9 protein-coding genes are annotated in these 14,575 nt (G+C 66.0%); all 9 read left to right on the top strand.

All coding sequences use genetic code 11. The features are described from left to right. Nucleotides 1-227: 227 nt before the first annotated feature. The 9 genes from rpoB (at nt 228) to MYXE_RS19310 (ending at nt 14,534) form a co-directional block, all read left to right on the top strand. Nucleotides 228-3,734: a DNA-directed RNA polymerase subunit beta gene (rpoB, locus tag MYXE_RS19350; RefSeq protein WP_003923336.1), complete on the top strand. Its 3,507-nt coding sequence runs from the start codon at nt 228-230 to the stop codon at nt 3,732-3,734. 35 nt (nt 3,735-3,769) lie between these two features. Next, nucleotides 3,770-7,720: a DNA-directed RNA polymerase subunit beta' gene (locus tag MYXE_RS19345; RefSeq protein WP_085198158.1), complete on the top strand. Its 3,951-nt coding sequence runs from the start codon at nt 3,770-3,772 to the stop codon at nt 7,718-7,720. Between the two features lie 120 nt (nt 7,721-7,840). After that, the gene (locus MYXE_RS19340) at nt 7,841-8,728 is read left to right on the top strand and encodes a hypothetical protein (protein ID WP_085198161.1); all 888 of its coding nucleotides are present in this window, start codon (nt 7,841-7,843) and stop codon (nt 8,726-8,728) included. An 87-nt stretch (nt 8,729-8,815) separates the two neighbouring features. Then, complete coding sequence (locus tag MYXE_RS19335; RefSeq protein WP_003923339.1) at nt 8,816-9,568, top strand: deoxyribonuclease IV; 753 nt, start codon at nt 8,816-8,818, stop codon at nt 9,566-9,568. 6 nt (nt 9,569-9,574) lie between these two features. Then, the gene (locus MYXE_RS19330; protein WP_085198164.1) at nt 9,575-10,417 is read left to right on the top strand and encodes a CE1 family esterase; all 843 of its coding nucleotides are present in this window, start codon (nt 9,575-9,577) and stop codon (nt 10,415-10,417) included. 50 nt (nt 10,418-10,467) lie between these two features. Beyond that, nucleotides 10,468-12,096, top strand: a complete 1,629-nt coding sequence (locus MYXE_RS19325) for an acyl-CoA dehydrogenase family protein (protein WP_003923341.1) — start codon at nt 10,468-10,470, stop codon at nt 12,094-12,096. Next, nucleotides 12,093-13,031, top strand: coding sequence for a crotonase/enoyl-CoA hydratase family protein (locus tag MYXE_RS19320; protein ID WP_003923342.1), 939 nt, complete (start codon nt 12,093-12,095; stop codon nt 13,029-13,031). The genes MYXE_RS19325 and MYXE_RS19320 overlap by 4 nt, the downstream gene beginning before the upstream one ends. Nucleotides 13,032-13,047: 16 nt before the next feature. Next, nucleotides 13,048-13,770 carry a PaaX family transcriptional regulator C-terminal domain-containing protein gene (locus MYXE_RS19315; RefSeq protein WP_415624493.1) on the top strand — a complete coding sequence of 241 codons (723 nt, stop codon included), beginning with the start codon at nt 13,048-13,050 and terminating at the stop codon, nt 13,768-13,770. Then, on the top strand, nt 13,767-14,534 hold the full coding sequence (locus MYXE_RS19310) for a crotonase/enoyl-CoA hydratase family protein (protein ID WP_085198169.1): 768 nt from the start codon (nt 13,767-13,769) through the stop codon (nt 14,532-14,534). The genes MYXE_RS19315 and MYXE_RS19310 overlap by 4 nt, the downstream gene beginning before the upstream one ends. Nucleotides 14,535-14,575 lie beyond the last annotated feature (41 nt).

The following is a 14,575-nucleotide window of genomic DNA, read 5'->3' as shown; positions in this document are numbered from 1 at the left end:
TTGAGGAATGCGCCGTCCTGCGCTAAGGTTGGACGTTGCGCTGGCTGCTTCCTGCCCATCTCACCCACCACCTGACACCGTGGTCCTAGCCTGAGCCCCGATTTCTGGCTCAGCCGCCTAGTTGTGTGCGTGAGATCTGGACAGATCGTTCGCCAGCCGACCAAATAGTTACCGCGGCGAACGGGTCCATCACCGGCGAGCCGCACGAGGTGCTGGAAGGATGCATCTTGGCAGTCTCCCGCCAGAGCAAGAAAAACCCCTCAGGTACTCAAATTTCGTCGTACAACTCCGTCCCCGGAGCACCCAACCGAATCTCTTTCGCCAAGCTGCGTGAACCGCTCGAGGTTCCCGGTCTGCTCGACGTGCAGATCGACTCGTTCGATTGGCTGATCGGATCACCGCGCTGGCGTGAGGCCGCTATTGCGCGCGGTGAAGCCAACCCGGTCGGTGGCCTGGAAGAGGTGCTCGAGGAACTCTCGCCGATCGAGGACTTCTCCGGCTCGATGTCGCTGTCCTTCTCCGACCCTCGCTTCGACGAGGTCAAAGCCCCCGTCGACGAGTGCAAAGACAAGGACATGACGTTTGCGGCCCCGCTGTTCGTCACCGCGGAGTTCATCAACAACAACACCGGCGAGATCAAGAGCCAGACGGTGTTCATGGGCGACTTCCCGATGATGACCGAAAAGGGCACGTTCATCATCAACGGGACCGAGCGGGTCGTGGTCAGCCAGCTGGTGCGCTCGCCCGGGGTGTACTTCGACGAGACCATCGACAAGTCGACCGAGAAGACGCTGCACTCGGTCAAGGTGATTCCCAGCCGCGGCGCGTGGCTGGAGTTCGACGTGGACAAGCGCGACACGGTCGGCGTGCGCATCGACCGCAAGCGCCGCCAGCCGGTCACTGTGTTGCTCAAGGCGCTGGGCTGGACCAACGAACAGATCACCGAGCGGTTCGGCTTCTCCGAGATCATGATGTCGACGCTGGAGAAGGACAACACCGTCGGCAGCGACGACGCGTTGCTGGACATCTACCGCAAGCTGCGGCCGGGCGAACCGCCGACCAAGGAGTCGGCGCAGACCCTGCTGGAGAACCTGTTCTTCAAGGAGAAGCGCTACGACCTGGCCCGGGTGGGCCGCTACAAGGTCAACAAGAAACTCGGGCTGAACACCGAGAATGCGCCAACCACCACGACCCTGACCGAAGAGGACGTCGTCGCCACCATCGAATACCTGGTGCGCTTGCACGAGGGGCACGCCACGATGAAGGTCCCCGGTGGCGTCGAGGTGCCGGTGGAGACCGACGACATCGACCACTTCGGCAACCGGCGGCTGCGCACGGTCGGCGAGCTGATCCAAAACCAGATCCGGGTCGGCATGTCGAGGATGGAGCGGGTGGTCCGCGAGCGGATGACCACTCAGGACGTCGAGGCGATCACCCCGCAGACCTTGATCAACATCCGCCCCGTGGTGGCCGCGATCAAGGAGTTCTTCGGCACCAGCCAGCTCTCGCAGTTCATGGATCAGAACAACCCGCTGTCGGGGCTCACCCACAAGCGGCGGCTCTCGGCGCTTGGTCCGGGCGGTCTGTCGCGCGAGCGGGCCGGGCTGGAGGTCCGTGACGTGCACTCGAGCCACTACGGCCGGATGTGCCCGATCGAAACCCCGGAGGGCCCGAACATCGGTTTGATCGGCTCGCTGTCGGTGTACGCGCGGGTCAACCCGTACGGGTTCATTGAGACGCCTTACCGCAAGGTGGTCAACGGCGTGGTCACCGACGAGATCGTGTACCTGACCGCCGACGAGGAGGACCGCCATGTGGTGGCGCAGGCCAACTCGCCGATCGACGAGGATGGCCGCTTCACCGAGCCGCGGGTGCTGGTGCGCCGCAAGGGTGGGGAGGTCGAGTACGTGTCCTCCTCCGAGGTGGACTACATGGACGTCTCGCCGCGCCAGATGGTGTCGGTGGCCACCGCGATGATCCCGTTCCTCGAGCACGACGACGCCAACCGCGCGTTGATGGGCGCGAACATGCAGCGCCAGGCCGTTCCGTTGGTGCGTAGCGAGGCACCGCTGGTGGGCACCGGGATGGAATTGCGCGCTGCGATCGACGCCGGCGACGTCGTGGTCGCCGACGACAGCGGTGTCGTCGAGGAGGTGTCGGCCGACTACATCACGGTGATGACCGACGACGGCACCCGCCACACCTACCGGCTACGCAAGTTCGCCCGGTCCAACCATGGCACCTGCGCCAACCAGCGCCCGATCGTCGACGCCGGGGACCGGGTGGAGGCCGGGCAGGTGATCGCCGACGGCCCGTGCACCGAACACGGCGAGATGGCGCTGGGCAAGAACCTTCTGGTCGCGATCATGCCGTGGGAGGGGCACAACTACGAGGACGCGATCATCATCTCCAACCGGCTCGTCGAGGAGGACATCCTCACCTCGATCCACATCGAGGAACACGAGATCGACGCCCGCGACACCAAGCTGGGTGCCGAGGAGATCACCCGCGACATCCCCAACGTCTCCGATGAGGTGCTGGCCGACCTCGACGAGCGTGGCATCGTGCGCATCGGCGCCGAGGTCCGCGACGGCGACATCTTGGTCGGCAAGGTCACCCCGAAGGGGGAGACCGAGCTGACCCCGGAGGAGCGGCTGCTGCGGGCAATCTTCGGCGAGAAGGCCCGCGAGGTCCGCGACACTTCGTTGAAGGTGCCGCACGGCGAGTCCGGCAAGGTCATCGGCATCCGGGTGTTCTCCCGCGAGGACGACGACGAGCTGCCGGCCGGGGTCAACGAGCTGGTCCGCGTCTACGTGGCGCAGAAACGCAAGATCTCCGACGGCGACAAGCTGGCCGGCCGGCACGGCAACAAGGGCGTGATCGGCAAGATTCTGCCGGTCGAGGACATGCCGTTCCTGCCGGACGGCACCCCGGTGGACATCATCCTCAATACCCATGGGGTGCCGCGACGGATGAACATCGGCCAGATCTTGGAGACCCACCTGGGTTGGTGCGCCCACAGCGGCTGGAAGATCGACACCTCCAAGGGGGTGCCGGACTGGGCCTCTCGGCTGCCCGAGGAGCTGCTGGAGGCCGAGCCGAACAAGATCGTCGCAACCCCGGTGTTCGACGGCGCTCGCGAGGAGGAGCTGCAGGGGTTGCTGTCGTGCACGCTGCCCAACCGCGACGGTGACGTGCTGGTCGACGGCGACGGCAAGGCGACACTGTTCGACGGGCGCTCCGGTGAGCCGTTCCCGTACCCGGTGACGGTCGGCTACATGTACATCATGAAGCTGCACCACCTGGTCGACGACAAGATCCACGCCCGCTCCACCGGCCCGTACTCGATGATCACCCAGCAGCCGCTGGGCGGTAAGGCGCAGTTCGGTGGCCAGCGCTTCGGCGAGATGGAGTGCTGGGCCATGCAGGCCTACGGCGCGGCCTACACGCTGCAGGAGCTGCTGACGATCAAGTCCGACGACACCGTCGGGCGGGTCAAGGTGTACGAGGCGATCGTCAAGGGCGAGAACATCCCCGAGCCGGGCATTCCCGAGTCGTTCAAGGTGCTGCTCAAAGAGCTGCAGTCGCTGTGCCTCAACGTCGAGGTGCTGTCGTCCGATGGTGCGGCCATCGAGTTGCGTGAAGGCGAAGACGAGGACCTGGAACGCGCGGCGGCCAACTTGGGAATCAACTTGTCCCGCAACGAATCCGCCTCTGTTGAGGACCTTGCTTAATAGTTACTAGTCCCGAAAAGGGGAAAGGGAGTTACGTGCTCGACGTCAACTTCTTCGATGAACTCCGCATCGGCCTGGCCACCGCGGACGACATCAGGCAATGGTCGTACGGCGAGGTCAAGAAGCCGGAGACCATCAACTACCGCACGCTCAAACCGGAGAAGGACGGCCTGTTCTGCGAGAAGATCTTCGGACCGACTCGCGACTGGGAGTGCTATTGCGGCAAATACAAGCGTGTCCGCTTCAAGGGCATCATCTGTGAGCGCTGCGGAGTGGAGGTCACCCGCGCCAAGGTGCGCCGCGAGCGGATGGGCCACATTGAGCTGGCCGCACCGGTCACCCACATCTGGTACTTCAAGGGCGTGCCTTCGCGGCTGGGGTATCTGCTCGATTTGGCGCCCAAGGATCTGGAGAAGATCATCTACTTCGCGGCGTATGTCATCACCGACGTCGACGAGGAGCTGCGCCACAACGAGCTGTCCACGCTCGAAGCCGAGATGGCCACCGAGCGCAAGCAGATCGAGGACCAGCGCGACGCCGAGCTGGAGGCGCGTGCCCAGAAGCTGGAAGCCGACCTGGCCCAGCTGGAGGCCGAGGGTGCCAAAGCCGATGCGCGGCGCAAGGTTCGCGACGGCGGCGAGCGGGAGATGCGCCAGATCCGCGACCGCGCGCAGCGTGAGCTGGACCGGCTGCAGGAGATCTGGGACACCTTCACCAAGCTGGCCCCCAAGCAACTCATCGTCGACGAGAACCTCTACCGCGAACTGGTCGACCGCTACGGCGAGTACTTCACCGGCGCCATGGGTGCGGAGGCGATCCAGAAGCTCATCGAGAACTTCGACATCGACGCCGAAGCCGAGGCGCTGCGCGAGGTTATCCGAAACGGCAAGGGGCAGAAGAAGCTTCGCGCTCTCAAGCGGTTGAAGGTGGTGGCTGCGTTCCAGCAGTCGTCCAACTCGCCGATGGGCATGGTGCTCGACGCAGTGCCGGTGATCCCGCCGGAACTGCGGCCGATGGTGCAGCTCGACGGTGGCCGGTTCGCCACGTCGGATCTCAACGACCTGTACCGGCGGGTGATCAACCGCAACAACCGCCTCAAGCGGCTGATCGATCTCGGCGCCCCCGAGATCATCGTCAACAACGAGAAGCGGATGCTGCAGGAGTCGGTGGACGCGCTGTTCGACAACGGCCGCCGCGGCCGCCCGGTCACCGGGCCGGGTAACCGCCCGCTGAAGTCTTTGAGTGATCTGCTCAAGGGCAAGCAGGGCCGGTTCCGTCAGAACCTGCTCGGCAAGCGCGTCGACTACTCGGGCCGCTCGGTGATCGTGGTCGGCCCGCAGCTCAAACTGCACCAGTGCGGCCTGCCCAAGCTGATGGCACTCGAGCTGTTCAAGCCGTTCGTGATGAAGCGGCTGGTCGATCTCAACCACGCGCAAAACATCAAGAGTGCCAAGCGGATGGTGGAGCGTCAGCGCCCGCAAGTGTGGGATGTGCTCGAAGAGGTCATCGCCGAGCACCCGGTGCTGTTGAACCGCGCACCGACCCTGCACCGGCTGGGCATCCAGGCTTTCGAGCCAATGCTGATCGAAGGCAAGGCGATTCAGCTGCACCCGCTGGTGTGTGAGGCGTTCAACGCCGACTTCGACGGTGATCAGATGGCGGTGCACCTGCCGTTGAGCGCCGAGGCGCAGGCCGAGGCCCGCATCCTGATGCTGTCGAGCAACAACATCCTGTCGCCGGCGTCGGGCCGTCCGCTGGCCATGCCGCGGCTGGACATGGTGACCGGGTTGTACTACCTGACCACCGAGGTGCCCGGCGACGTCGGCGAATACCAGCCCGCCACCAAGGATTCGCCCGAGCGTGGCGTGTACAGCTCGCCAGCCGAGGCGATCATGGCGATGGACCGCGGCGCTTTGAGCGTGCGGGCCAAGATCAAGGTGCGGTTGAGCCAGCTGCGCCCGCCCATCGAAGTCGAGGACGAGCTGTTCGGCCGAAACGGTTGGCGCCCAGGGGATTCCTGGATGGCGGAGACCACGCTGGGCCGGGTGATGTTCAATGAACTGCTGCCGATGGGTTACCCCTTCGTCAACAAGCAGATGCACAAGAAGGTGCAGGCCACCATCATCAACGACCTGGCCGAGCGCTACCCGATGATCGTGGTCGCCCAGACCGTCGACAAGCTCAAGGACGCCGGCTTCTACTGGGCCACGCGATCCGGTGTGACGGTGTCGATGGCCGACGTGCTGGTGCCGCCGAACAAGCAGGAGATCCTCGACGCCTACGAGGAGCGGGCCGACAAGGTCGAAAAGCAGTTCCAGCGAGGCGCTTTGAACCACGACGAGCGCAACGAGGCGCTGGTGGAGATCTGGAAGGAAGCCACCGACGAGGTGGGTCAGGCGCTGCGCGAGCACTACCCGGACGACAACCCGATCATCACGATCGTCGAGTCCGGTGCCACCGGTAACTTCACCCAGACCCGCACGCTGGCGGGGATGAAGGGATTGGTGACCAACCCGAAGGGTGAGTTCATTCCGCGCCCGATCAAGTCGTCGTTCCGTGAGGGCCTGACCGTGTTGGAGTACTTCATCAACACCCACGGCGCGCGGAAAGGCTTGGCCGACACAGCATTGCGGACCGCCGACTCTGGGTATTTGACTCGCCGGCTGGTGGACGTGAGCCAGGATGTCATCGTCCGCGAGGCGGACTGCGGCACCGAGCGCGGGATCACCGTTGAGCTGGCCGAGCGGCAGCCCGACGGCACACTTATCCGCGACCCGTTCATCGAGACCTCGGCGTACGCGCGCACATTGGGCGTCGACGCGGTCGACAAAGACGGCAACGTCATCGTCGAGCGCGGTCGCGACCTGGGCGACCCGGAGATCGAGGCGCTGTTGGCGGCGGGCATCACGTCGGTGAAGGTGCGCTCGGTGCTGACGTGCGCGACCGGCATGGGTGTGTGCGCGACCTGCTACGGGCGGTCCATGGCAACCGGCAAGCTCGTCGACATCGGCGAGGCGGTGGGAATCGTTGCTGCGCAGTCGATCGGTGAGCCGGGCACGCAGCTGACTATGCGCACGTTCCACCAGGGTGGTGTCGGTGAGGACATCGTCAGCGGTCTGCCGCGGGTGCAGGAGCTGTTCGAGGCCCGGATTCCGCGCGGCAAGGCGCCGATCGCCGACGTCAGCGGACGGGTGCGGCTGGAGGAGGGCGACCGCTTCTACAAGATCACCATCGTCCCCGACGACGGCGGCGAGGAAGTGGTGTACGACAAGCTCTCCAAGCGCCAGCGGCTGCGGGTCTTCAAGCACGAAGACGGCACCGAACGGGTGCTCGCCGACGGCGACCACGTGGAGGTGGGCCAGCAGCTGATGGAAGGCTCGGCCGACCCGCACGAGGTGCTGCGGGTGCAGGGCCCGCGCGAGGTGCAGATCCACCTGGTCAAGGAGGTCCAGCAGGTCTACCGGGCGCAGGGCGTGTCGATCCACGACAAGCACATCGAAGTGATCGTGCGCCAGATGCTGCGCCGGGTGACGATCATCGACTCGGGCTCGACGGAGTTCCTGCCCGGTTCGCTGATCGACCGGGCCGAGTTCGAGGCCGAGAACCGACGGGTGGTGGCCGAGGGCGGCGAGCCCGCCGCCGGCCGTCCGGTGTTGATGGGGATCACCAAGGCGTCGCTGGCCACCGACTCGTGGCTGTCGGCGGCGTCGTTCCAGGAGACCACGCGAGTGTTGACCGATGCGGCGATCAACTGCCGCAGCGACAAGCTCAACGGTCTGAAGGAGAACGTGATCATCGGCAAGCTGATCCCGGCCGGTACCGGAATCGCCCGCTACCGCAACATCCAGGTGCAGCCGACCGAGGAGGCCCGGGCCGCGGCGTACACGATCCCGTCGTACGAGGACCAGTACTACAGCCCGGACTTCGGCCAGGCCACCGGTGCCGCGGTCCCGCTGGACGACTACGGTTACGGCGACTACCGCTAACTGGCGCGAGCAGACGCAGAATCGCACGCAAGGTGCCTTCGCGATGCGATTCTGCGTCTGCTCGCGCGCCATCCCCAGGGGTGGCTAGCCAACGCCGCGTAACCCGCCCATGCTTCCGATGTGCACGCCGATGCGATAGCCGTTCTGGAAGAGGGCGGCGGCTTCGCGACGACGGCCCGGTTGCTCACGGTGATGACCCGTCAGGAACTCGACGTCCAGGTGAGGAATGGCGGTCTCATCCGCGTGTGGTATGGCATCTACGCTGCAGCCCAACCTGACCTGCTAGGCCGCTTACAGGCACTCGACGTTTTCATGGGCCGTCCTGCGGTGGCCTGCATGGGGACAGCCGCAGCGTTGTACGGCTTCGATACCGAGACCACCCTACGTGTCCACGTTCTCGACCCGGGCCGACGAATGCGGCCGACAAGGGGACTTATGGTGCATCAGCGAATTGGCGCGCCACTTCGACGAGTTGAAGGCCGACTGGCGACGGCGCCGGCATGGACGGCGATAGAAGTCGCGCGGGCCTTGCGACGCCCGCGGGCGCTGGCGACGCTCGACGCTGCTCTGCATGTAGGCGCTTGTACTGCAGGCGAATTGCATGCCGTTATCGATGAACAGAAAGGCCGTCGCGGCATCGTCAAGGTTCGCGAATTGATCGGCTACGCCGATGGTCGCGCCGAGTCCCCGATGGAGAGTGAGGCGCGACTGGTGTTTATCGACGGCGGATTACCCATGCCGGAGCTGCAGTACAGCATTGTGGACCACTACGGCCGACTCTGGCGTGTGGACTTCGCCTGGCCCGAAGCGATGGTCGTCGCCGAATACGACAGTGTCGAATGGCACGTGGGCCGTGATGCCCTGCTGCATGACCGGCTGAAAACCGCCCGACTACAGGAATGCGGCTGGACCACCATTCCGGTGACGGTCGACGACATCCGGGATGATCCGATCGGGCTCGTTGAGCGGATCACCGGCCAGTTGCTGAGGCCTCGCTTGGTCAGCTGAGCAGACGCAGAATCGCATGTGCGGCCACCGAAGCGTGCGATTCTGCGGCTGCTCGCGGAAAGAGGGTGACCCACTAGACTGGCCGACGTGCTCATCGGATCGCACGTCAGCCCCCAGGATCCCCTCGCCGCCGCCGAAGCAGAAGGCGCCGACCTCGTACAGATCTTCCTGGGCAACCCGCAGAGTTGGAAAAAGCCGAAGCCGCGCGACGACGCCCCTCGGTTGAGGGCGGCAAGCCTGCCCGTGTACGTGCACGCGCCGTATCTGATCAACGTCGCGTCGGCCAACAATCGGGTGCGCATCCCGTCGCGCAAGATCCTTCAAGACACCTGCGACGCCGCCGCCGACATTGGTGCAGCTGCGGTGATCGTGCACGGCGGCCACGCCGACGACAACGACATCCAGGCCGGCTGCGAGCGGTGGCGCAAGACGATGGAGCGGCTGGAAACCGACGTACCGGTGTACCTGGAAAACACCGCCGGCGGCGAGCACGCGATGGCCCGCCACTTCGAGACGATCGCCCGGCTCTGGGACCACATCGGCGACACCGGCATCGGCTTTTGCCTCGACACCTGCCACGCGTGGGCGGCGGGCGAGGCGCTGATCGACGCCGTCGACCGCATCAAGACCATCACCGGCCGCATTGACCTGGTGCACTGCAACGACTCGCGGGACGCCGCGGGCTCGGGCGCGGACCGTCACGCCAACATCGGCGCCGGCCAGATCGATCCCGAATTGTTGATCGCGGTGGTCGCGGCGGCCGATGCCCCCGTCGTCTGCGAGACGGCTGACGAGGGCCGCAAAGACGACATCGCCTTCCTCCGCGACCGCGTCGGCTAGGCGGTCATGGTCGCCCGGCTCGCGGCGCTGATCGGTGTGCTCGCCGCCGTGTCGGCGTGTTCGGTGTCGCCGACGGGGGCGACACCGGAGTATCCCGAGGGCACCAGCGTGCACTCGCTTGACGTCAGCGGTCTCGCGCGGTCATATCGGGTGTACAAGCCCGCCGGTTTGCCGGTGTCGGCCCCGCTGGTCGTCATGCTGCACGGCGGTTTCGGCAGCGCGGAACAGGCCGAAAGATCCTATGGCTGGGACCAATTGGCCGACGCCGCGAAATTCGTGGTGGCCTATCCCGACGGGGTGGCCCGCGCCTGGAACGCTGGCGGCGGCTGCTGTGGGCGCCCGGCGCGCGAGGGCGTCGACGATGTCGGCTTCATCACGGCCGCGGTCGACGACGTGGCCAAGAAGGTCGGCATCGACTCGGCGCGCGTCTATGCCACCGGTATCAGCAACGGCGGCATCATGGCCTACCGGCTGGCGTGCAACACCGCGATCTTCGCTGCCGTCGGCCCGGATTCGGCGACGCAACTGGATGCCTGCCGCTCCCCGCATCCCACGTCCGTCATGCACATCCACGGCACGGCCGATACCCGCATCCGCTACGGCGGCGGGGAGGGCGACGGTGTCGCGCGCATCAACGGTCCGCCGGTTGCGGACGTCAATGCGTTCTGGCGCAACGTCGACCAGTGCGCGGCGCCAGCCGTCAACACCAGCGGAGCGCTGACTACGTCGAGCGCCGATTGCCCGGACGGCCGCAGCGTGGTCCTGATCACCGTCGACGGGGGTGGGCACCAGTGGCCGCCGTTCGCCACCCAAACGTTCTGGCAGTTTTTCGCCGCCCACAGCCGATGACGGGTGTTACGTCTCTTGTGCAGTTGTCGCAAGAATGTAACACTGAACGCATGCCAGACACCCATGTCGTCACCAACCAGGTTCCGCCGCTGGAGAACCACAACCCGGCGTCTTCCCCGGTGCTCATCGAGGCACTGATCCGCGAGGGCGGACAGTGGGGCCTCGACGAGGTCACCGACCTCGGCGCGATCGCGGGTTCCAAGCAAGCGCAACGCTGGGGTGAGCTCGCCGATCGCAACCGGCCCATCCTGCACACCCACGACCGCTGCGGGAACCGCATCGACGAAGTGGAATACGACCCCGCCTACCACGAGTTGATGCGCACCGCGATCCGACACGGCCTGCATGCCGCACCCTGGGCGGACCCCCGGCCGGGCGCGCACGTGGTTCGCGCCGCCAAGACCGGCGTGTGGACCGTCGAACCCGGCCACATGTGCCCGATTTCGATGACCTACGCGGTCGTCCCCGCGTTGCGCAACAATCCGGAGCTGGCCGCTGTCTACGAGCCGCTGCTAACCAGCCGTGAATACGATCCGGAACTCAAAGTGCCGACGGCGAAAGCCGGTATCACTGCGGGCATGTCGATGACCGAAAAGCAGGGCGGCTCAGACGTGCGGGCCGGCACCACCCACGCCACCCGCAACGCCGACGGCAGCTATAGCCTGACCGGCCACAAGTGGTTCACCTCGGCGCCGATGTGTGACATCTTCTTGGTGCTCGCCCAGGCGCCGGGCGGGCTGTCGTGCTTTTTGCTGCCCCGAGTGCTGCCCGACGGCAGTCGCAACCGAATGTTGTTGCAGCGGCTCAAAAACAAGCTCGGCAACCACGCTAACGCCTCCAGCGAAGTGGAGTACGACGGGGCGGTCGCGTGGCTGGTCGGCGAGGAGGGCCGCGGCGTGCCGACCATCATCGAGATGGTCAACCTGACCCGGCTGGACTGCACACTGGCCAGCGCGACTAGCATGCGCACCGGTGTCACCCAGGCGATTCACCATGCTCAACACCGTAAGGCATTCGGTGCCTACCTCATCGACCAGCCGCTAATGCGAAATGTCTTGGCGGACTTGGCTATCGAAGCCGAAGCAGCCACCATCGTGGCGATGCGGATGGCCGGCGCCACCGACAACGCGGTGCGCGGCGATGAAACCGAAGCGCTGCTGCGCCGCATCGGATTGGCCGCAAGTAAGTACTGGGTGTGCAAGCAGGCCACCCCGCATGCCGCGGAAGCGATGGAATGCCTAGGCGGCAACGGCTACATCGAAGACTCGGGCATGCCGCGGCTGTACCGCGAGGCGCCGTTGATGGGCATCTGGGAAGGCTCCGGTAACGTCAGTGCCCTGGATACCCTGCGCGCCATGGCAACCCGACCCGAATGCGTCGACGTGCTGTTCGCCGAGCTGGCCAAGACCGCCGGGCAGGACGCGCGGCTGGACGCCCACGTCGAACGGCTCAAGCCGCAGCTCGCCGACTACGACACCATCCAGTACCGCGCCCGCAGCGTCGCCGAACACATCAGCCTCGCGCTGCAGGCCTCGCTGTTGGTGCGCCACGGACATCCGGCCGTTGCCGAGGCGTTTCTGGCCACCCGCCTCGACGGCCGTTGGGGCAGGGCATTCGGCACGCTGCCCACGGGGCTGGACCTGGCGCCGATCCTTGAGAGGGCGCTGGTCAAGGGATGACTCACGCGATCAGGCCGGTCGATTTCGACAACCTCAAGACGATGACCTACGAGGTCACCGGCCGGGTTGCGCGGATCACCTTCAACCGGCCGGAAAAGGGCAACGCAATCATCGCCGACACCCCGCTAGAGCTGTCGGCACTGGTCGAGCGGGCCGACCTGGATCCCAACGTGCACGTCATCTTGGTGTCCGGCCGCGGTGAAGGGTTTTGCGCGGGCTTCGATTTGAGCGCTTACGCCGACCGGACAGCCTCAGCCGGCGGGGGCAGCGCATACAGGGGCACCGTCCTCGACGGCAAGACGCAGGCGATCAACCACCTGCCCAACCAGCCCTGGGACCCGATGATCGACTACCAGATGATGAGCCGATTCGTGCGCGGGTTCTCGGCCCTGATGCACGCCGACAAGCCGACCGTGGTCAAGATCCACGGCTACTGTGTGGCCGGCGGCACCGACATCGCCCTGCACGCCGACCAGGTGATCGCCGCCGCTGACGCCAAAATCGGATACCCGCCGACCCGGGTGTGGGGAGTGCCCGCGGCCGGGTTGTGGGCGCACCGCCTGGGCGACCAGCGCGCCAAACGCCTTCTGCTGACCGGGGATTGCATCACCGGCAAGCAGGCCGCCGAATGGGGTTTGGCGGTGGAGGCGCCGGAACCCGATGAGCTTGACGAGCGAACCGAGCGACTGGTGCAGCGCATCGCCGCGCTGCCGGTCAACCAACTGATCATGGTGAAACTCGCGCTGAATTCGGCTCTGCTGCAACAGGGTGTGGCAACCAGCAGAATGGTAAGCACCGTGTTCGACGGCATCGCCCGGCACACGCCGGAAGGCCACGCGTTCGTCGCCGACGCCGTCGAGCACGGTTTTCGTGAGGCGGTGCGTCATCGCGACGAGCCGTTCGGCGACTACGGTCGCAAAGCTTCCGGGGTCTAGACGCATGCCCGCAGGGTTGGCGCGGATGACGGCCCGGTCGGTGGTGCTGTCGGTGCTGCTGGGCGCCCACCCAGCGTGGGCAACAGCAGCTGAATTGATAAGGCTTACGAGTGATTTCGGCATCAAGGAGTCGACACTGCGAGTTGCGCTGACCAGAATGGTCAGCGCCGGCGACCTGGTCCGCTCCGCCGACGGCTACCGGCTCTCCGATCGGCTGCTGGCCCGCCAACGCCGTCAGGACGACGCGATCAGCCCACGGGTCCGTGGGTGGCGCGGCTACTGGGCCACCATCATCGTCACCAGCGTCGGTACCGACGCTCGTACCCGGGCTGGGTTGCGAAACACATTGCAAGAAAGGCGATTCCGCGAACTGCGTGAAGGTGTGTGGATGCGCCCCGATAACCTCGAGTTGAATTTGGAACCGGACATCCTTAGCCGGGTGCGGATCTTGCGGGCACGCGACGACGCACCCGCCGAGCTCGCTGAGCGGCTATGGGACCTGCGCGGGTGGGCGCGAACCGGGCACCGACTGCTCGGTGAGATGGCCGCCGCAACCGACATCCCCGGCCGGTTCGTGGTAGCGGCTGCGATTGTGCGCCACCTGCTTACCGATCCGGTGCTGCCCGACGAGCTGCTGCCGACGAACTGGCCCGGCGCCAAGCTGCGCGCCGCGTATAACGACTTCGCCGCCGAATTGACCAGACGGCGCAACTTAACCCAACTTGTGGAGGCGAGATGAGCGACGAGGTGCGGGTGGAACGCAGCGGACCGGTCACCACGGTGATCTTGAACCGGCCGCATGCACGCAATGCCGTCAACGGCCCGACCGCCGCCGCGCTATTCGCCGCGTTCGAGCAGTTCGATCGCGACGACACCGCGTCGGTGGCGGTGTTGTGCGGTGAGGGTGGAACCTTTTGCGCCGGCGCGGATTTGAAGGCCTTCGGTACACCCGAGGCCAATGCGGTGCACCGCACCGGGCCCGGGCCGATGGGGCCGACGCGGATGGTGTTGTCCAAGCCGGTGATCGCCGCGGTCAGTGGCTACGCGGTCGCAGGTGGTCTGGAGCTGGCGCTGTGGTGCGATTTGCGGGTGGCCGAGGAAGACGCGGTCTTCGGCGTGTTCTGCCGACGCTGGGGTGTTCCGCTGATCGACGGCGGCACCATCCGGTTGCCGCGACTCATTGGGCACAGCCGGGCGATGGACATGATCCTCACCGGCCGCGGTGTCAAGGCTGACGAAGCGCTGGCCATCGGGCTGGCCAACCGGGTGGTGCCCAAAGGCCAGGCACGCCAGGCCGCCGAAGAACTGGCGGCCGAGCTGGCCGCGCTGCCGCAGCAGTGCATGCGCTCGGATCGGCTCTCGGCACTGCACCAGTGGGGAGTGCCGGAGGCCGACGCCCTCGACTTCGAATTCGCCAGCATCTCGCGAGTCGCCGCCGAAGCCATGGAGGGCGCGGGACGCTTCGCCGCCGGCGCCGGCCGCCACGGGGCCCCCGCGCATTAACCCCAACACTAACCCCGACTAACCCGCGCGGGCAGACGCAA

The sequence above is a fragment of the Mycobacterium xenopi genome, from assembly GCF_009936235.1.
Taxonomy (GTDB): Bacteria; Actinomycetota; Actinomycetes; order Mycobacteriales; family Mycobacteriaceae; genus Mycobacterium; species Mycobacterium xenopi.
The sequence above is the reverse complement of the archived record's forward strand: the minus strand, read 5'-3'. Positions and strand labels throughout refer to the sequence as shown.

What these genes read in the sequence shown, in the direction of transcription:
- MYXE_RS19330 (WP_085198164.1), top strand. Translation starts at nt 9,575, where the DNA reads ATGGTCGCCCGGCTCGCGGCGCTGATCGGTGTGCTCGCCGCCGTGTCG.
- MYXE_RS19325 (WP_003923341.1), top strand. Translation starts at nt 10,468, where the DNA reads ATGCCAGACACCCATGTCGTCACCAACCAGGTTCCGCCGCTGGAGAAC.
- MYXE_RS19320 (WP_003923342.1), top strand. Translation starts at nt 12,093, where the DNA reads ATGACTCACGCGATCAGGCCGGTCGATTTCGACAACCTCAAGACGATG.
- MYXE_RS19310 (WP_085198169.1), top strand. Translation starts at nt 13,767, where the DNA reads ATGAGCGACGAGGTGCGGGTGGAACGCAGCGGACCGGTCACCACGGTG.